The sequence below is a fragment of the Pseudomonas sp. MIACH genome, assembly GCF_001269925.1.
In the GTDB taxonomy this organism is placed as follows: Bacteria; Pseudomonadota; Gammaproteobacteria; order Pseudomonadales; family Pseudomonadaceae; genus Aquipseudomonas.
On record NZ_LHVO01000033.1, the window covers coordinates 58,223 to 75,845 of the forward strand.

Annotated in this window: 11 protein-coding genes; 5 read left to right on the forward strand and 6 right to left on the reverse strand. The window is 61.3% G+C overall.

What is annotated here, in order from left to right; translation table 11 throughout:
• Nucleotides 1-116: 116 nt before the first annotated feature.
• Nucleotides 117-2,516 carry a diguanylate cyclase gene (locus AD670_RS13420; RefSeq protein ID WP_053132807.1) on the forward strand — a complete coding sequence of 800 codons (2,400 nt, stop codon included), beginning with the start codon at nucleotides 117-119 and terminating at the stop codon, nucleotides 2,514-2,516.
• Between the two features lie 96 nt (nucleotides 2,517-2,612).
• Here the strand turns inward: AD670_RS13420 and dacB are convergent, their stop codons facing one another.
• Entirely contained in the window at nucleotides 2,613-4,073 is a 1,461-nt protein-coding gene (dacB, locus tag AD670_RS13425) for a D-alanyl-D-alanine carboxypeptidase/D-alanyl-D-alanine-endopeptidase (protein ID WP_053132810.1), read from the reverse strand.
• Between the two features lie 237 nt (nucleotides 4,074-4,310).
• On the opposite strand from dacB, the gene AD670_RS13430 reads away from it, so the two are divergent.
• The gene (locus AD670_RS13430) at nucleotides 4,311-4,655 is read left to right on the forward strand and encodes a YggL family protein (RefSeq protein WP_010208515.1); all 345 of its coding nucleotides are present in this window, start codon (nucleotides 4,311-4,313) and stop codon (nucleotides 4,653-4,655) included.
• Nucleotides 4,656-4,692: 37 nt separating this feature from the next.
• Here the strand turns inward: AD670_RS13430 and AD670_RS13435 are convergent, their stop codons facing one another.
• Nucleotides 4,693-5,883, reverse strand: coding sequence for a benzoate/H(+) symporter BenE family transporter (locus tag AD670_RS13435; protein WP_053132814.1), 1,191 nt, complete (start codon nucleotides 5,881-5,883; stop codon nucleotides 4,693-4,695).
• A gap of 244 nt (nucleotides 5,884-6,127) precedes the next feature.
• Between AD670_RS13435 and AD670_RS13440 the strand changes: the two genes are divergently transcribed.
• The gene (locus AD670_RS13440; RefSeq protein ID WP_053132817.1) at nucleotides 6,128-6,892 is read left to right on the forward strand and encodes a GntR family transcriptional regulator; all 765 of its coding nucleotides are present in this window, start codon (nucleotides 6,128-6,130) and stop codon (nucleotides 6,890-6,892) included.
• Between the two features lie 76 nt (nucleotides 6,893-6,968).
• Here AD670_RS13440 and guaD read toward each other — a convergent pair whose 3' ends face one another.
• Genes guaD through xdhA form a run of 4 tightly spaced genes read right to left on the reverse strand, consistent with a single transcriptional unit; the run spans nucleotide 6,969 to nucleotide 13,014 of the window.
• Nucleotides 6,969-8,273 carry a guanine deaminase gene (gene guaD, locus AD670_RS13445; RefSeq protein WP_053132820.1) on the reverse strand — a complete coding sequence of 435 codons (1,305 nt, stop codon included), beginning with the start codon at nucleotides 8,271-8,273 and terminating at the stop codon, nucleotides 6,969-6,971.
• A gap of 7 nt (nucleotides 8,274-8,280) precedes the next feature.
• Nucleotides 8,281-9,123 (reverse strand): xanthine dehydrogenase accessory protein XdhC, encoded by an 843-nt coding sequence (gene xdhC, locus AD670_RS13450; RefSeq protein ID WP_053132823.1) that lies wholly within the window; start codon nucleotides 9,121-9,123, stop codon nucleotides 8,281-8,283.
• Between the two features lie 50 nt (nucleotides 9,124-9,173).
• A complete protein-coding gene (gene xdhB / locus AD670_RS13455; protein WP_053132826.1) occupies nucleotides 9,174-11,573 on the reverse strand; it encodes a xanthine dehydrogenase molybdopterin binding subunit in 2,400 nt (799 codons plus the stop codon).
• Entirely contained in the window at nucleotides 11,566-13,014 is a 1,449-nt protein-coding gene (xdhA, locus tag AD670_RS13460) for a xanthine dehydrogenase small subunit (protein WP_053132828.1), read from the reverse strand. Before xdhA ends, xdhB begins: the two co-directional genes overlap by 8 nt.
• A gap of 280 nt (nucleotides 13,015-13,294) precedes the next feature.
• On the opposite strand from xdhA, the gene AD670_RS13465 reads away from it, so the two are divergent.
• Together AD670_RS13465 and smc are read left to right on the forward strand one after the other, a co-directional pair.
• Nucleotides 13,295-13,954, forward strand: a complete 660-nt coding sequence (locus AD670_RS13465; RefSeq protein ID WP_053132831.1) for a GntR family transcriptional regulator — start codon at nucleotides 13,295-13,297, stop codon at nucleotides 13,952-13,954.
• Nucleotides 13,955-13,956: 2 nt separating this feature from the next.
• Nucleotides 13,957-17,445: a chromosome segregation protein SMC gene (gene smc / locus AD670_RS13470; protein ID WP_053132834.1), complete on the forward strand. Its 3,489-nt coding sequence runs from the start codon at nucleotides 13,957-13,959 to the stop codon at nucleotides 17,443-17,445.
• Nucleotides 17,446-17,623 lie beyond the last annotated feature (178 nt).

Below are 17,623 nucleotides of genomic sequence, written 5' to 3' on the forward strand. Positions count from 1 at the left end.
GTCGAGCAAGCTCGCCCCTACAGTTTTTTACGCTGGTCAAACCCTGGGCCTATCGCTATAACTTAACACCTAGCCAAAGTGACACCCCCGGCACACTGGCGTTCTGAGTGTTGCTTATGCCGTTGAACGCCGTCCGCCCGAAAATCCTAGGCTTCATCAGTGAGCAGGCGTCGGCTTGGCTGGTGGCATTGGTGGTGTTATTGGCAGGGTTTGCGCTGACGGCAATCGTCGCCTGGGCCGCCTCCGATCTCTATCAGCAGCAGGTGCGCCAACGCTTTCAGTTGCTGGTCAACGAGCGGTATACCCGCCTGCAGGAGCGTTTCGAGGACCAGGAGCAACGCCTGAGCAGCCTGCGGCGATTCTTCGTCAATTCCGATGAGGTCTCCCGCGAAGAGTTCGACGGGTTTGCCCAGCCGTTGTTGCTGCGCGCCCAGGCTTACTCTTGGGCGCCCCGGGTGTTTCGCGAGCAGCGCAGTCAATTTGAGCAAGAGGTGACCCGCCAGCGCGGAGCGCCTTTTGTCATCCGGGAATTGAATGCATCCGGCGAGTTGGCCCCTGCGCCTGAGCGTGATGAGTACGTGCCGGTGCTCTACAGCCAGACCCAAAGCCTGCTGGGTGCACCGCTGGGCTTTGACCTGCTGGCCCAGCCCCCGCGGCGTTCGGCCCTTGAACGTGCGCACAAGAGCGGCAAGCTGGCGGTGTCCCAACCGATCCAGTTGGTGGGGGTCGAGCCGGCTTATGCCACTGGCGTATTACTGGTCGCGCCGGTGAGCCGCGCGCCTACTTCCGAGCTGTCCCAAAATGAGCCCTACGGTTACGTGATGGCGGTGATCAGCATGCGCCAGCTGGTCGCCGATGGCTTGCCCAAAGCCGAGCGGGACAACCTGGTGATGCAGATCGTCGACACCTCCGACCTGCAACCGCAAGTGCTCTTCGAGTCCAGCAATGCCGTCGCCAGCAGTGACCTTGTGGGCGCACGGCGTCTGAGCCTGGGCGACCATGTGTACGCCTTGACCCTGCGACCGAGCCAGGTATTCGAGCAGGCCAACCATTCCTCGCTGGCCGTGATCCTGATCATGGGCGGCTTGCTCAGCGTACTGCTCAGCGCTTTGCTCTATGTGCTGGTGAGCCAGCGCCAACGGGCGTTGAAGCTGGTGGAGCAGCGTACTGTGCAGTTACGCCTGCGCGAGCTGGAACTGCGCGGTGCCCACGGCCAATTGCGCAGTGTGCTGAATGCTGCGACCCAAGTGGCGATCATCGCCACCGATCTGCGTGGGGTCATTAACACCTTTAATGCGGGTGCCGAGCAGATGCTGGGGTTCAAGGCCGAGCAGGTGGTGGGCAAGCTGACCCTGGAGAGCCTGCATTTGGCGTTGGAGCTGGAGGCGTGCTCCGCCGGCCTGAGCGTGACCTTGGGCAAGCGCATCCCGGCGAGCCAGGCCATGCTGGTGGAAAGCCCTGACAACCTGCACGAAGCCCGGGAATGGACCTTGGTCCGCCAGGATGGCACCCAGTTGATCGTGAACATGCTGGCCACCGTGCTGCTGGATGACCATGGCCTGTGGATCGGTCACTTGGCCATTTACCTGGATGTCACCGAGCAAAAACGCGCCTACGAGGCCCTGGCTGCGCGGGATCGCCTGCTGAAGAAGCTCAGCGCCCACGTGCCCGGCGGCATCTTCCAATTCACCTTGGAGCCTCAGGATAAGTGGCGCTTTATCTACGCCAGCGATGGCATGCGCGACATCTATGAAATCGAGGTCAGCGCGTTGCAACAGAATGCGACGAAGGTCTTTGAGCGCATCCACCCGCTGGATGTGGAGCGGGTGCGGGCGTCGATTCGTTTGTCCGCGTTGCAGTTGAGCCATTGGCGCGAAGAGTATCGGGTGCTGTTGCCGCAACGGGGCCTGCGCTGGATTCGCGGCGAGGCCACTCCGGAAGAGTTACCGGGCGGTGGTACGTTGTGGCATGGCTATGTGTCGGACATTTCCGATCTCAAGCGGGTAGAAGAGGAGCTGCGCGCGCTGTCCATCACAGATTCCCTGACCGGGATCCATAACCGCCGCTATTTCCAGGATCGCCTCAGGGCCGAGATGGTCAGGCTCAACCGTACCTCGGGGGCGCTGTCGGTGATCATGCTCGATATCGATCACTTCAAGCGTATCAACGACCAGCATGGGCATGCGGTCGGCGACGGGGTGTTGCAGGAGCTGTGCAAGCGCATCGGTCAACGTCTGCGCCGTACCGATGTGTTCTGCCGCCTGGGGGGCGAGGAATTCATGGTGCTGTGCCCCAACACGGATGGCGAGCGGGCCTACAGCCTGGCGCTGGAGTTGTGGCAGTCGCTGCGCAGCGTGCCGATGGAACCGGTGGGCATCGTCACTGCCAGCTTTGGTGTGGCCAGTTGGCGCGCGGATGAAGGCATCGATGGGCTGCTGTTGCGCGCCGACTCGGCCGTGTATCTGGCCAAGCAGGCAGGCAGGGACCGGGTGGAGGCCGAGAGGGTGCGGGCTTGAGGGGCATGTGAGCGGAGGTCTGCCGATGGCGGAGTGTCAGTCAACAGGGCTGTGACTGTTCCATCGGCATCGGGGCAAGCCCCCTTCCACAATGTCCTAGAGCACCGGTGATGGCGCGGCCAGTTTTGGCTGGCGGTACAGATCCAGCAGCACCTGATCCAGCACCGACGAAGCGCCCCACGGCTTCGAATCGTTGAGGATCGCGACCACCGCCCAGGTGTTGCCGTTATTGTCGCGGCTGAACCCGGCAATGGCGCGCACGGTGTTCAACGTACCGGTCTTGACGTGGGCTTCGCCGCGCATGGCGGTGGTTTTCAAGCGCTTGCGCATGGTGCCGTCGGTGCCAGCAATCGGCATGGAACTGATGTACTCCGCAGCGTAGGGGCTTTTCCAGGCGGCTTGCAGCATGGCGGCCATCTCGCGGGCGCTGACCCGTTCGGCGCGGGACAGGCCCGAACCGTTCTCCATCACCAGGTGTGGCGCGGTGATGCCTTTCTTCGCCAGCCACTGGCGCACCACACGTTGCGCGGCCTTGGCATCGTCGCCGTCGGCATCGTTGCGGAACTGGGCGCCCAGGCTCAGGAACAATTGCTGGGCCATGGTGTTGTTACTGTATTTATTGATGTCGCGGATGATTTCCGCCAGGTCCGGCGAAAACGCGCGGGCCAGTACCTTGGCATCCTTGGGCACCGGCGCCTGGATATCACGGCCCTGGATGGTGCCGCCCAGTTCCTGCCAGATCGCCCGCACAGCGCCAGCGGTGTAAGTGGCATGGTCCAGCAATGACAGGTAAGTCTGCGAGCTGCAGCCATCGGCCAATTGGCCGCTGACGGTGACCGTCACACTGCCATCGGCGGCTGTGACCGGGTTGTAGCGCACGTCGCCGGTGCACTGCTTAGCGTTGGAAACCTTGACCTGATTGTCGATGCGGATGCTGGCAATCGGCGGCTCGACCGAGACGATTACGCGGCCCGAATCGTTGCGGGTCACAAAGCGCAGGGCCTTGAGGTTGACCAGCAGCGCGTCCGGCTTGACCAGGAACGGCTTGTTCTCGTCGTTGCCGTCATCATTGAATTCCGGCAACTGCGGCTGGTTGAAGAAACTGCGATCCAGCACCAGGTCGCCGGTGACTTGCTGCACGCCATTGGCACGCAGGTCGCGCATCAGCAGCCAGAGTTTTTCCATGTTCAGCTTGGGGTCACCGCCGCCCTTGAGGTACAGGTTGCCGTGCAACACGCCACCGCTGAGGGTGCCGTCGGTATAGAACTCGGTTTTCCACTGGTGGTTGGGGCCGAGCATTTCCAGGGCCGCATAGGTGGTGACCAGCTTCATGGTAGAGGCCGGGTTCACCGAGACGTCGGCGTTGAATACCGTGGGGGTGCCGGGGCCGTTCAGGGGAATCATCACCAGGGACAGCGCAGTGTTTTGCAGCTTGGCTTTGGCCAGCGCCTGCTGGACGTTCGGGGGCAGGGTGTTATTGATCGGGGCAGCGGAGGTGGAGAAGGCCAGTGGCAGAAGAAAACTGGCGAGTAGCAATGGACGCAAAGATTTGATCATAAGAAGTAAAACCCTACTGCTGAGGAGGGTGAAAAAGGCGAGGGGTAAATAAGAAAATTCCCTCAATGGTCATGAAAGTGTCGGCATTATGCCCCAAGGTGAAGGCACTTGTAGCTGAACGATAGCTGGTAATCGGCGTTTTTTTAACAGCAAACTGCCGCCTGTCCCAGAGAGTCGGGCAATCGTCGCCTTAAACTGCTAAAGTGCCGCCCGTTATTACTTATGAGGATTGTTCCAATGGCGACTAACCGTTCCCAGCGTCTGCGCAAAAAACTGTGCGTTGATGAATTTCAAGAGCTGGGTTTCGAACTGAACCTGGACTTCAAAGAAGGCCTGAGTGAAGAAGCTATCGACGCTTTCCTCGAAGCATTCATCAAAGAAGCCATGGAAGCCAACGGTCTGGGCTATGTCGGCGGCGATGACTACGGTCTGGTTTGCCTGCAGAAGCGTGGCTCGGTCTCCGAAGAGCAGCGCGCTGCTGTCGAAGCCTGGCTGAAAACCCGTTCCGAGCTGACCAAGGCTGAAGTCAGCCCGTTGCTGGACGTGTGGTATCCGGAAAAGCCGATCAACGCGGCTAAGTGATACTGAAAAAAACGGCGACCTGAGGGTCGCCGTTTTTTTATGCCTTGCGCCAGTTCAGAATCAGCAGCGTCAACACCCCCGCGACAATTCCCCAGAACGCCGACCCGATGGAAAACAACGTCAAGCCTGACGCGGTGACCATAAAGGTGATCAGCGCCGCTTCCCGTTCCTTCGGCTCATTCATGGCGATACTCAAGCCATTGATGATCGAGCCAAACAAGGCCAAGGCCGCGATCGACAGCACCAGCTCCTTGGGCAGCGCTGCAAACAGTGCCGCCAGTGTGGCCCCGAACACCCCGGCAATGCCGTAGAACACCCCGCACCACACCGCCGCCGTGTAGCGTTTGTTGCGGTCTTCATGGGCATGGGGTCCAGTGCAGATCGCTGCGCTGATCGCGGCCAGGTTGATACCGTGGGAACCGAACGGTGCCAGCACCAGCGAGGCCAGGCCGGTGGCAGTGATCAGCGGCGAGGCCGGCACGTTGTAGCCGTCGGCCCGCAGTACCGCGACGCCGGGCATGTTCTGCGAGGTCATGGCCACCACGAACAGCGGAATCCCGATGCTGATAGTCGCCGCCAACGAGAAGTGTGGCGTGGTCCACACCGGCGTCGCCACTTCCAGGTGGAAGCCACTGAAATCCAGCAAGCCCATCAGCCCCGACAGCAGGGTGCCGATCACCAATGCCGCCAGCACCGCATAGCGTGGCGACAGGCGCTTGATCACCAGGTAGGTGAAAAACATCCCCAGTACCAGGCCGGTGCGATGCTGTGCGGCGACGAAAATCTCGCTGCCGATCTTGAACAGGATCCCTGCCAGCAACGCCGCCGCCAACGATGCCGGGATGCGCTTGACCAGTTTTTCAAAACTGCCGGTGAGCCCGCAGAGTGTCACCAGCACCGCGCAGGTAATGTAGGCGCCGATGGCCTCGCCGTAACTCACACCGCCCAGGCTGGTGATCAACAGCGCCGCGCCGGGGGTGGACCAGGCAATGGTGATCGGCGTGCGATAGCGCAGGGACAGGCCGATGCTGCACACCGCCATGCCAATGGAAATCGCCCAGATCCATGACGAAATCTGCGCAGTGGTCAAGCCGGCCGCCTGACCGGCCTGGAACATCAGGACCAGGGAACTGGTGTAGCCGGTCATCATGGCGATAAAGCCGGCGACGACGGCCGATGCAGAAGTGTCGGCCAGCGGGCGCAAGGGCGCTTGGGTGGCGTCGGTCATGGAGAGGTGTTCCTTTTACCTGGGTTTTGCCGGTGACGGCGCAGATTCAAGCCTAAACTCAAACGTAACGACTCATTGCAATACAGACGGCACCGCAAACAGCCGTACAGTGTGTTGGCGCAGTGGGTTGTGTACAATGTGCCGTGTTTTTAGGTGATACTTGCCAGCGACCCCATGTTGCCGTATTACCTTGAATTTGCCGTATTACCGTTAATTCGCCGCCGTTCTCCCTACCCGAGTGCCCATGAACGAACAGTTGCAACCTCTCAAGAAACAACCGCGAGCCGGTAAGTCCGGTCGCAGCGGAACCCAGGACGATATCGTCTACGCGCATATCTTCGAGGCGATCCTCGAACAGCGCCTGGCACCCGGTACCAAATTGAGTGAAGAGGCACTGGGCGAAATCTTCGGCGTGAGCCGCACCATCATTCGCCGCGCGCTGTCGCGCCTGGCCCATGAAGGCGTGGTGTTACTGCGGCCCAATCGTGGCGCGGTGGTGGCGAGCCCAAGCGTGGAAGAAGCGCGTCAGGTGTTCCTGGCCCGGCGCCTGGTAGAGCGAGCGATCACCGAGTTGGCGGTGCAGCATGCCACCGCTGAGCAACTGGCCGAACTGCGCCAGATGGTCAACGACGAGCGCGACAGCTTCTCCCGTGGCGATCGCGGTGCGGGTATCCGTCTTTCCGGCGAGTTCCACCTCAAGCTGGCCGAAGCCGCGAAAAACGCGCCGCTGATCAGCTTCCAGCGCAGCTTGGTGTCCCAGACATCGTTGATCATCGCGCAGTACGAAAGCGGCAACCGCTCGCACTGCTCCTACGATGAGCACACGCAACTGATCGACGCGATCGAAGCGAGGGACGCGGCGCTGGCGGTGAATTTGATGATGCATCACATGGATCACATCGACAGCAAGCTCAACCTCGACGAGGAAAGTGCGTCGGATGATTTGCATGCGGTGTTCTCGCATCTGTTGCAGACCAAGAAGCCGGGGCGTTCTTCAGTCAAGCTGTAATTTCCCTGGCTCACCCGGGACAAAATGTGGGAGGGGGCTTGCTCCCTCCCACATTTGTTTTGTGTTGTGGCGCAGATCAGCGTTGGTGCACGAGTTGGCCGGCAGCGTAGGTCTGCAACACCGTCCGATCATCCCCCAGTGTCATCAGCACAAACAACGTCTCGGCAATGTTATTGGCCTGCTTCAAGCGATAGCTCAGCAGTGGCGTGGCGTTGTAGTCCAGCACCAAAAAGTCTGCATCGGTGCCCGGCTGCAACGTGCCGATCTTGTTTTCCAGGCGCAGCGCCCGAGCACCGCCGAGGGTGGCCAGGTACAACGACTTGAACGGGCTCAACCGCGCGCCCTGCAGTTGCATGACCTTGTAGGCTTCGTTGAGGGTTTGCAGCAGTGAGAAGCTGGTGCCGCCGCCCACATCCGTGCCCAGGCCAACGTTGAGTTTGTGTTTCTCGGCCATCGGCAGGTTAAACAGACCGCTGCCGAGGAACAGGTTCGAGGTCGGACAGAACGCCACCGCCGATCCCGTCTGCGCCAACCGCGCGCATTCGTCATCACACAGGTGCACGCCGTGGGCAAACACCGAGCGCTCACCCAGCAGCTTGTAGTGGTCATACACGTCCAGGTAGCCGTTGCGCTCTGGGAACAGCTCCTTTACCCACTCGACTTCCTGCTTGTTCTCACTGATGTGCGTCTGCATGTACAGGTCCGGGTACTCGCCCAGCAGTTGCCCGGCCAACGCCAATTGCTCCGGCGTGCTGGTCGGCGCAAAACGCGGCGTGACCGCATAGTGCAGGCGACCCTTGCCATGCCAGCGTTCGATCAGCGCCTTGCTTTCCTGGTAGCCGGATTCAGCGGTGTCAGTGAGGTAGTCCGGGGCGTTGCGGTCCATCATCACTTTGCCGGCGATCATGCGCAGGTCGAGTTTTTCCGCCGCTTCAAAAAATGCGTTCACCGACTGCGGATGCACGCTGCCGAACACCAGCGCGGTGGTGGTGCCGTTGCGCAGCAGTTCCTTGATGAAAATATCTGCGACTTCCTCGGCGTGGGCCTTGTCGGCGAACTGGCTTTCGCACGGGAAGGTGTAGGTGTTGAGCCAGTCCAGCAACTGCTCGCCATAGGCGCCGACCATGCCGGTTTGCGGCAGGTGGATATGGGTGTCGATCAGGCCGGGAGTGATCAGCGCATCCTGGTAATGGGTGATGTCGATGTCGGCAGGCAAGCTCAGCAGCAGGTCGGCGGCATGGCCCACGGCGCTGATCCGGCCGTTTTCGATCACCAGCAGGCCGTCTTCGAAATACTCGTAGGAGGCTTCGATCCCAACTTCAGCGGGGTCGGCGATGCTGTGCAGGAGGGCGGCACGGTAGGCTTTGCGAGTCAAAGGCATGGTCGTCTCAATTGATAGCTTGGCTGCGGCGCGAGGCCGGCAGCAATTTGGCAATGGGTTCGGCGCTCGCGGTGTGCTGGCCGAAATTGGCGTTATACGTGGCGATGATTTCGCCGGCGATGGAGATGGCGATCTCCACCGGCAACTTGCCCTTCACCTCAGTGAGGCCCATGGGGCAGCGCATGCGTAGCAACTGCGCGGCGTCGAAGCCGCGATCGCGCAGGCGGTGTTCGAACTTGACGCGTTTGGTTTTCGAGCCGATCAGGCCGAAGTAGGTAAAGTCATTGCGCTTGAGCAGGGCGGCAGACAGTTCCAGATCCAGTGCGTGATTGTGGGTCATGACGATGCAGTAACTGCCCACCGGCAGGTCGGCAATTTCATCGACCGGCTCTTCGCTGACGATTTTACGCACGCCCTGGGGGATATGTTCCGGAAACTCCTGCTCGCGCGAATCGATCCAGCGCACCCGACACGGCAGGCTCGCCAGCAACGGTACCAACGCGCGGCCGACATGGCCGGCGCCGAACACTGCAATCTGCGCCTGCACCTGAACCATGGGTTCGAACAGCAGCACGGTGACGCCACCGCAGCATTGGCCCAGGCTCGCGCCGAGGCTGAAGCGCTCCAGATGGGTGTTCTGCTGGCCGCGCACAAGCATGTCGCGGGCGAGCTGAATGGCCTTGTATTCCAGATGTCCGCCACCGATGGTGTCGAAGGTCTGCGCGGCACTGATCACCATCTTCGAACCGGCATTGCGCGGCGTGGAGCCGAGCTCTTCGATGATGGTCACCAGGACACAGGGTTCGCCCTGGTTTTGCAGGTCGGCGAGGGCGCTGATCCAGTTGTTCATGTTTACCTCAACATTACTGTTGTCAGTTCGGCCGATGGCAGCGCCTCGGTCTAGAGCGAAGCCATTTCAGTTTCAGTCTCGATAGCTGTCGCCGCCTGCAACTTGCGCATCTGCTCACACCCCCACAACACTCGCTCCGGTGTCGCCGGCGCATCGATCTTCGGCTGATGGCGATAATCAGCCAGGCTCGCCACCGCATCCTTGATCGCGCACCACGAGGCAATCCCGAGCATGAACGGCGGCTCACCCACGGCCTTGGAGTGGAACACCGTGTCTTCCGGGTTCTTGCGGTTTTCCACCAGCTTCACACGCAAATCCAAAGGCATGTCGGCCACCGCCGGGATCTTGTAGCTGGCCGGGCCGTTGGTCATCAGCTTGCCCTTGTTGTTCCACACCAACTCTTCCATGGTCAGCCAGCCCATGCCCTGGATAAAGCCGCCTTCCACCTGGCCGATGTCGATCGCCGGGTTCAGCGAGGCGCCCACATCGTGCAGGATGTCGGTGCGCAGCATCTTGTATTCGCCGGTCAGGGTGTCGACGATCACTTCGCAGCAGGCCGCGCCGAAGGCGAAGTAGTAGAACGGCCGACCGCGTGCCTGGCTGCGGTCGTAGAAGATTTTCGGGGTCTTGTAGAAGCCGGTGCTCGACAGCGACACCTGGGCGAAATACGCCTGTTGGATCAACGCCTCGAAGGTCAGGATCTGCTCGCGCACGCGCACATGACCGTTGTGGAATTCCACATCCGCTTCGCTCACGTCGTACTTGCGCGAGGCGAATTCCACCAGGCGTTGCTTGATGGTTTCGGCGGCGTTCTGGGCGGCCTTACCGTTCAGGTCCGCACCGCTGGAAGCAGCAGTCGGCGAGGTGTTGGGCACCTTGTCGGTATTGGTGGCGGTGATCTGCACGCGGTCGATGTCCACCTGGAACACTTCGGCCACCACTTGCGCGACCTTGGTGTTCAAGCCCTGGCCCATCTCGGTGCCGCCGTGGTTCAGGTGGATGCTGCCGTCGGTGTAGATGTGGATCAGCGCACCGGCCTGGTTCAGGAAGCTGGCAGTGAACGAGATCCCGAACTTCACCGGGGTCAGCGCCAGGCCTTTTTTCAGAATCGGGCTGTGGGCGTTGTACAGGCGGATCGCTTCGCGGCGCTCGGCGTATTGGCTGCTGGCTTCAAGTTCGGCGGTCATCTCTTCGAGCATGTTGTGCTCGACGGTCTGGTAGTAGTGGGTGACGTTGCGCTCGGTCTTGCCGTAGTAGTTGGCCTTGCGCACCGCCAGCGGGTCCAGTGCCAGATGGCGGGCGATGGCGTCCATCACTTCCTCGATGGCAACCATGCCTTGCGGGCCACCGAAGCCGCGATAGGCGGTGTTGGACGCGGTGTTGGTCTTGCAGCGATGGCCGTTCACCGTGGCGTCGCCCAGGTAGTACGAGTTGTCGGCATGGAACATCGCGCGGTCGACGATCGAGTTGGACAGGTCCGGCGAGCAGCCGCAGTTACCGGCCAGCTCCAGGTTGATGCCGTGCAGGCGACCGCTGTCGTCAAAGCCGACGTCGTATTCGATGTAGAAGGGGTGGCGCTTGCCGGTCATCAGCATGTCTTCGACGCGCGGCAGGCGCATCTTGGTCGGCTGGCCGGTGAGACGTGCCACCACCGCACACAGGCACGCCGGGCTGGCGGCCTGGGTTTCCTTGCCGCCGAAACCGCCGCCCATGCGGCGCATATCGACGACGATCTTGTTCATCGACACGTCCAGCACTTCGGCCACCAGCTTCTGCACTTCGGTGGGGTTTTGCGTGGAGCAGTAGACGATCATGCCGCCGTCTTCGGTGGGCATCACCGAGGAAATCTGGGTTTCCAGGTAGAAGTGTTCCTGGCCGCCGATATGCAGCGTGCCCTGGATGCGGTGCTTGGCGGTCGCCAGTGCGCCGGCCGAATCACCGCGTTGGTGGGTGTGGCTGTCGAGCACGAAATGCTTGTTGCGAAAGGCCTCGACCACATCCAGCACGGGCTCCAGGTCTTCGTATTCGATCACGGCGGCCATCGCGGCCTTGCGTGCGGTGTCCAGGTCGCGGGCAGCCACGGCCAAAACGACCTGGCCGACAAACTGCACCGTGTCGATGGCCAGCAAGGGATCGCCGGGCAGCAGCGGGCCGATGTCTTTCAGGCCCGGCACGTCTTCGTGGGTGATGACGATACGCACACCGTCGAAGGCGTAGCAGGGCGCGGTGTCGATGCTGATGATCCGGGCGTGGGCGCGGTCGGACATGCGCGCATACAGGTGCAATTGGTTGGGGAATTCCAGGCGGTCATCGATGTACTGCGCTTCACCGGATACGTGCTTGGCGGCGCTGTCATGCTTGACGCTGCGGCCGACCCCGGAGGTCAGGTCCTGGGCAAACAGCGCGGCCAGTTCGGCCTGGGTTTTTTCCACGGCGTGATGGTTAGACATAAGCGGTCACCCGAGTCTCGATGTGCGGCGTTTGCAGTTCGATGAAGTATTTGCGCAGCAGGTTTTGCGCGCTGAGCAGGCGGTATTCCTTGCTGGCTCGGAAGTCCGAGAGCGGGGTGAAATCCTCGGCGAGGGCGGCGCAGGCTTTCTCGACGGTGGCGGCGTTCCAGGTGGCGCCGACCAACACGGCTTCGCAGCTTTTCGCACGTTTTGGCGTGGCGGCCATGCCGCCGAAGGCGACGCGGGCCTGGCTGATCACACCGTTGTCGATCGTCAGGTTGAAGGCCGCACACACGGCGGAAATATCATCGTCCAGGCGCTTGGAAACCTTGTAGGCGCGGAACAGCGCGTGGCCCTTGGGCACGATGATTTTCTCGATGAACTCGCTGTCCTGGCGCGCCGTCACGCGGTAGTCGATGAAGTAGTCTTCCAGTGCCAAGGTGCGGCGCACGTCGCCCTTGCACAGCACGATCTGCGCGCCGAGGGCGATCAGCAGTGGCGGCGAATCACCGATGGGCGAGGCGTTGCCGATATTGCCGCCCAGGGTGCCCTGGTTGCGGATCTGCAGGGAGGCGAAGCGGTGCAGCAGCTCGCCGAAGTCCGGGTATTCGTGGTGCAGCGCGGTGTAGCAATCGGAGAGGGCAGTGGCCGCACCGATTTCCAGACGGTCGTCGAAGGATTCGATGCGCTTCATCTCTTCAATGTTGCCGACATAGATCATCACCGGCAGGGTGCGGTGGAACTGGGTGACTTCCAGCGCCAGGTCGGTGCCGCCGGCCAGCAGGCGAGCTTGGGGGTAGGCATCGTAGAGGTCGGCGAGGTCGGCAACGGTGAGGGGCACCAGGCAGCGTTTGTCGCCGCTGTTGAGTTCACCGGTTTGCGTCGGCGCGATGGCTTTGAGGCGGGCGATGGTCTCGGCCTGGCGGCTGTCGAACTGGTCCGCTGGCTTGTTGCAGCAGGCCTGTTCGGCGGCGGCGAGGATCGGGCGATAGCCGGTGCAGCGGCACAGGTTGCCGGCCAGGGCTTCGTGGGCCTTTTGGCTGTCGGGAGCGTCACTGTTCTTTTGCAGGGCGAACAACGACATCACAAAACCGGGGGTGCAAAAGCCGCATTGTGAGCCGTGGCACTCGACCATGGCTTTTTGAACGCTGTGCAGTTGGCCCTGGTGCTTGAGGTCTTCGACACTGATCAGTTGCTTGCCGTGCAACGACGACACAAACGTCAGGCAGGAATTGAGGCTGCGATAACGAATCTGCTCGGCGCCCTGCGGATCGGTGTGCAGCTCGCCCACCACCACCGTGCACGCACCGCAGTCGCCGCTGGCGCAGCCTTCCTTGGTGCCGGATTTGCCGACATGCTCGCGCAGATAGTTGAGCACGGTCAGGTTGGGGTCCAGGGCGTGCTCGCTACGGAGTTCCTGGTTAAGTAAAAACTGGATCACGGAAGGCCTCGCAGACTCATTATTGTTGTTAACCGCTTTGCGCCGAATCTAGTCATGTCTGACTTTTCGGTCAATGATTTTCTGACTAGAAGGTCAGGAAATTGCGATCGCAACACTTTCAATTATGGTTCAGTCTTCTGAAACCGGCGTTTTTGGGGGCGTGTGGGTTTTCAGTGCTGCTTATTTCATGCCAAATTCGCCACCGTGGGCGTAGCGCCATCAGCGGGCCAATGCGCTACACTGCCGCGCTTGTACCGATAGAAGATTTTGAAGGGAAAACATGACGTTCAAGGCGCCGGACAGTCTCGCCGAGCAAATCGCTCACCACCTCGCCGAACGTATCATTCGCGGCGATCTCAAGCCTGGGGAGCGGATCCAGGAACAGAAAGTCACACTGGCGCTCAATGTCAGCCGTGGTTCCGTGCGCGAAGCCTTGCTGATCCTCGAACGCCGGCACCTGATCGCGATCCTGCCTCGCCGTGGTGCCCACGTCACCGAGCTGACTGCGCATAAGGTGCAGAGCCTGTGCACGCTGATGAGCGAGCTGTATATCCTGCTCGGCAATGCGGTCGCCCAGGGCTGGCAGACCCAGGCGGACATGGCGCCGTTCGTGCAGATCCAGCAGCGCCTGGTGAGCAATTTCGAGCGCCAGGACATCCGCGCCTTTGTCGAAGAATGCTTCAATGTGATGCGCGCCGCGTACCCCTTTGCCAACAACCCGTATTTGCAGGAAACCGTCGAGAACCTGCAGCCGGCGATGAACCGCGCCTATTACCTGGCCCTGGATCAGCGCAAGGCGTCCATGAGCGAGTACCTGGCGCTGTTCGAGCAACTGCTCGCCGCCGTGCTCGCCCGTGACCTGCTGCAGATTCGCCAGGTGTTGTCGGCCTACTGCGAGCGCAGCAGCTCGCTGGTCATCGCAGCGTTGGCGGACGCCTAAACGTGCGGCTCAAGTGCATCAAACTGGCGGGGTTCAAATCCTTCGTCGACCCGACCACGGTGAACTTCCCCAGTAACATGGCGGCAGTGGTCGGGCCCAATGGCTGCGGCAAGTCGAACATCATCGACGCCGTACGCTGGGTGATGGGCGAGAGCTCGGCAAAAAACCTGCGTGGCGAGTCGATGACCGATGTCATCTTCAACGGCTCCACCAGCCGCAAGCCAGTGAGCCAGGCCAGCATCGAACTGGTGTTCGACAACTCCGACGGCACCCTGATCGGCGAATACGCGGCCTACGCGGAAATCTCCATCCGCCGCAAGGTGACGCGCGACAGCCAGAACAGTTACTTCCTCAACGGCACCAAATGCCGACGCCGGGACATTACCGACATCTTCCTCGGTACCGGCCTGGGCCCGCGCAGCTATTCGATCATCGAACAGGGCATGATCTCCAAGCTGATCGAAGCCAAGCCCGAAGACCTGCGCAACTTTATCGAGGAAGCGGCCGGCATCTCCAAGTACAAGGAGCGCCGCCGCGAGACCGAAAACCGTATCCGCCGTACCCATGAAAATCTCGCCCGCCTCACCGACCTGCGCGAAGAGCTGGAGCGCCAGTTGGAGCGCCTGCACCGCCAGGCCCAGGCCGCCGAGAAATATCAGGAATACAAGGGCGAAGAGCGCCAGTTGAAGGCGCAACTGTCGGCCCTGCGTTGGCAGGCGCTGAATGAACAGGTGGGCCAGCGCGAAGCGATTATCGGCACCCAGGAAATCAGCTTTGAAGCGCTGGTGGCCGAGCAGCGCAATGCCGACGCCGCCATCGAGCGCCTGCGCGACGGGCACCATGACCTGTCCGAACGCTTCAATCTGGTGCAGGGCCGCTTCTATTCGGTGGGCGGCGATATTGCCCGGGTCGAGCAAAGCATCCAGCACGGCCAGCAGCGCTTGCGCCAGTTGCAGGACGATTTGAAGGAAGCCGAACGCGCGCGCCTGGAAACCGAATCGCACCTGGGCCACGACCGCACCTTGCTGCTGACATTGGGTGAAGAGCTGGACATGCTCACCCCCGAGCAGGAAATCACCAACGCCGCCGCCGAAGAGGCCGCCGCTGCGCTGGAAGAATCCGAAACCACCATGCACGGTTGGCAGGAGCAGTGGGACGCCTTCAACCTGCAATCCGCCGAACCGCGGCGCCAGGCCGAGGTGCAGCAGTCGCGCATCCAGCAACTGGAAACCAGCATGGAACGCCTGGCCGAGCGCCAGCGTCGTCTGCAGGAAGAGCGCGTGCTGCTCGCCGCCGACCCGGAAGACGCAGCGATCATGGAGCTGAGCGAGCAACTGGCCGAAAGCGAAATGACCCTGGAAGAGCTGGAAGCCAGCGAAGAACAGCAAGTGGAGCGCCTGGAGCAACTGCGTCAGCAGCTGCAACAGGCGAGCCAGGCCCAGCAGCAGGCCCAGGGCGATTTGCAGCGGCTCAATGGCCGGCTGGCGTCCCTTGAAGCCTTGCAGCAAGCAGCATTGGACCCAGGCACCGGCACCGCCGAATGGCTGCGTGATCAGCACCTGGCCGAGCGTCCGCGTTTGGCCGAAGGCTTGAAAGTTGAAGCCGGTTGGGAGCTGGCGGTAGAGACCGTTTTAGGCGCCGACCTGCAAGCCGTACTGGTGGATGATTTTGGCGGCTTTGACCTGGCCGGTTTTGCCCAGGGTGATCTGCGCCTGCTCAGCCCCGCCGCTGATGGCACGCGAGTGCCGGGCAGCCTGTTGGATAAGGTCGAGGCGGCGATTGATCTGTCGCCGTGGCTGGGCCAGGTCAGGCCGGTGGATTCCCTGGAGCAGGCCCTGGCCCAGCGTGGTCAGCTGGCTGGCGGCGAAAGCCTGATCAGCCGCGACGGTTACTGGGTCGGCCGCCACTTCCTGCGGGTGCGCCGCGCCAGCGAAGCGGAAAGCGGCGTTCTGGCCCGTGGCCAGGAAATCGTCAAGCTGATCGCCGAGCGTGAAGAGCGCGAAGCCACCCTGGAAAGCCTCGAAACCGAACTGCAAACCCTGCGCGCCACCCAGCGCCAGCAAGAGACCGGCCGTGAACACCTGCGCCGCCTGTTGCAGGACGAAGCGCGCCAGCAAGGTGAATTGAAAGCGCAGCTCTCTGCGAGCAAGGCCAAGGCCGAGCAACTGACCCTGCGTCGCACCCGCCTCGACGAGGAAGTGGCCGAGATGGGCGAGCAGCGCGCCCTGGAGCACGAACAGATCGGCGAAGCGCGCCTGCAATTGCAGGAAGCCCTCGACAGCATGGCCCTGGACACCGAGCAGCGCGAACTGCTGCTGGCTCAGCGCGACAGCCTGCGCGAGCGCCTCGACCGCGTGCGCCAGGAAGCGCGCCAGCACAAGGATCACGCCCATCAGTTGGCAGTGCGCCTGGGTTCGCTCAAGGCCCAGCACGCGTCCACGGCCCAGGCCCTTGAGCGCCTGGAGATGCAGTCCGAACGCCTGACCGAAAAACGCGAGCAACTGAGCCTCAACCTGGAGGAGGGCGAAGCACCGCTGGAAGAGTTGCGCCTCAAGCTTGAAGAATTGCTCGACAAGCGCATGACCGTCGACGAAGAGCTCAAGACCGCACAGATCGCCCTCGAAGACGCCGACCGCGAACTGCGCGATGCAGAAAAACGCCGGACCCAGGCCGAGCAGCAATCCCAGCTGATTCGCGGCCAGCTCGAGCAACAGCGCATGGAATGGCAAGCCCTGACCGTGCGCCGCAAGACCCTGCAAGACCAGTTGCTCGAAGACGGCTACGACTTGCACGGCGTGCTCAACACCTTGACCGCCCAGGCCAACGAGAAAGAAGCCGAAGAAGAACTTGAACGGATTGCCGCACGTATCCAGCGACTGGGCGCGATCAACCTCGCCGCCATCGATGAATACCAGCAGCAGTCCGAGCGCAAACGTTATCTGGATGCCCAGGACGCCGATCTGGTGGAAGCCCTGGACACCCTGGAAAACGTGATCCGCAAGATCGACAAGGAAACCCGCAACCGCTTCAAAGATACCTTTGATCAGATTAATGGCGGTTTACAGGCGTTATTCCCGAAAGTTTTCGGTGGTGGCAGCGCTTACTTGGAACTGACGGGCGAAGATCTACTCGATACAGGGGTAACGATCATGGCGCGGCCTCCGGGTAAGAAGAACAGCACTATCCATTTGTTGTCCGGCGGCGAAAAAGCCCTGACCGCATTGGCCCTGGTATTTGCCATCTTCAAGTTGAATCCGGCGCCGTTCTGCATGCTCGATGAAGTTGACGCTCCGCTGGATGACGCTAACGTTGGACGCTATGCACGACTGGTCAAAGAGATGTCCCAGACGGTGCAATTCATCTATATCACCCACAACAAGATCGCCATGGAAATGGCTGATCAGTTGATGGGGGTGACAATGCATGAGCCGGGCTGTTCACGATTGGTTGCGGTGGATGTGGAAGAAGCGATGGCGATGGTGGAATCCTAAGCCCCGGCAGCACAGAAAAATCCTAGCGCGCTGTAGGGCGATTTACCGGTCTGACGAAAGTGGCAAATGGACATATTTGTTCAAGGCATTTTGACAGACGGTGTAAAGTTATCTTTGGTCGTGCTAGTTTAATGTCAATTTTTCGTATGCGTGGGCAAAACGTCAGTCAGAACATAGA

Excerpts from the sequence above, each read along its gene's own strand:
- AD670_RS13420 (WP_053132807.1), top strand. The coding sequence starts at position 117 with ATGCCGTTGAACGCCGTCCGCCCGAAAATCCTAGGCTTCATCAGTGAG.
- dacB (WP_053132810.1), bottom strand. The coding sequence starts at position 4,073 with ATGATCAAATCTTTGCGTCCATTGCTACTCGCCAGTTTTCTTCTGCCA.
- AD670_RS13430 (WP_010208515.1), top strand. The coding sequence starts at position 4,311 with ATGGCGACTAACCGTTCCCAGCGTCTGCGCAAAAAACTGTGCGTTGAT.
- AD670_RS13435 (WP_053132814.1), bottom strand. The coding sequence starts at position 5,883 with ATGACCGACGCCACCCAAGCGCCCTTGCGCCCGCTGGCCGACACTTCT.
- AD670_RS13440 (WP_053132817.1), top strand. The coding sequence starts at position 6,128 with ATGAACGAACAGTTGCAACCTCTCAAGAAACAACCGCGAGCCGGTAAG.
- guaD (WP_053132820.1), bottom strand. The coding sequence starts at position 8,273 with ATGCCTTTGACTCGCAAAGCCTACCGTGCCGCCCTCCTGCACAGCATC.
- xdhC (WP_053132823.1), bottom strand. The coding sequence starts at position 9,123 with ATGAACAACTGGATCAGCGCCCTCGCCGACCTGCAAAACCAGGGCGAA.
- xdhB (WP_053132826.1), bottom strand. The coding sequence starts at position 11,573 with ATGTCTAACCATCACGCCGTGGAAAAAACCCAGGCCGAACTGGCCGCG.
- AD670_RS13465 (WP_053132831.1), top strand. The coding sequence starts at position 13,295 with ATGACGTTCAAGGCGCCGGACAGTCTCGCCGAGCAAATCGCTCACCAC.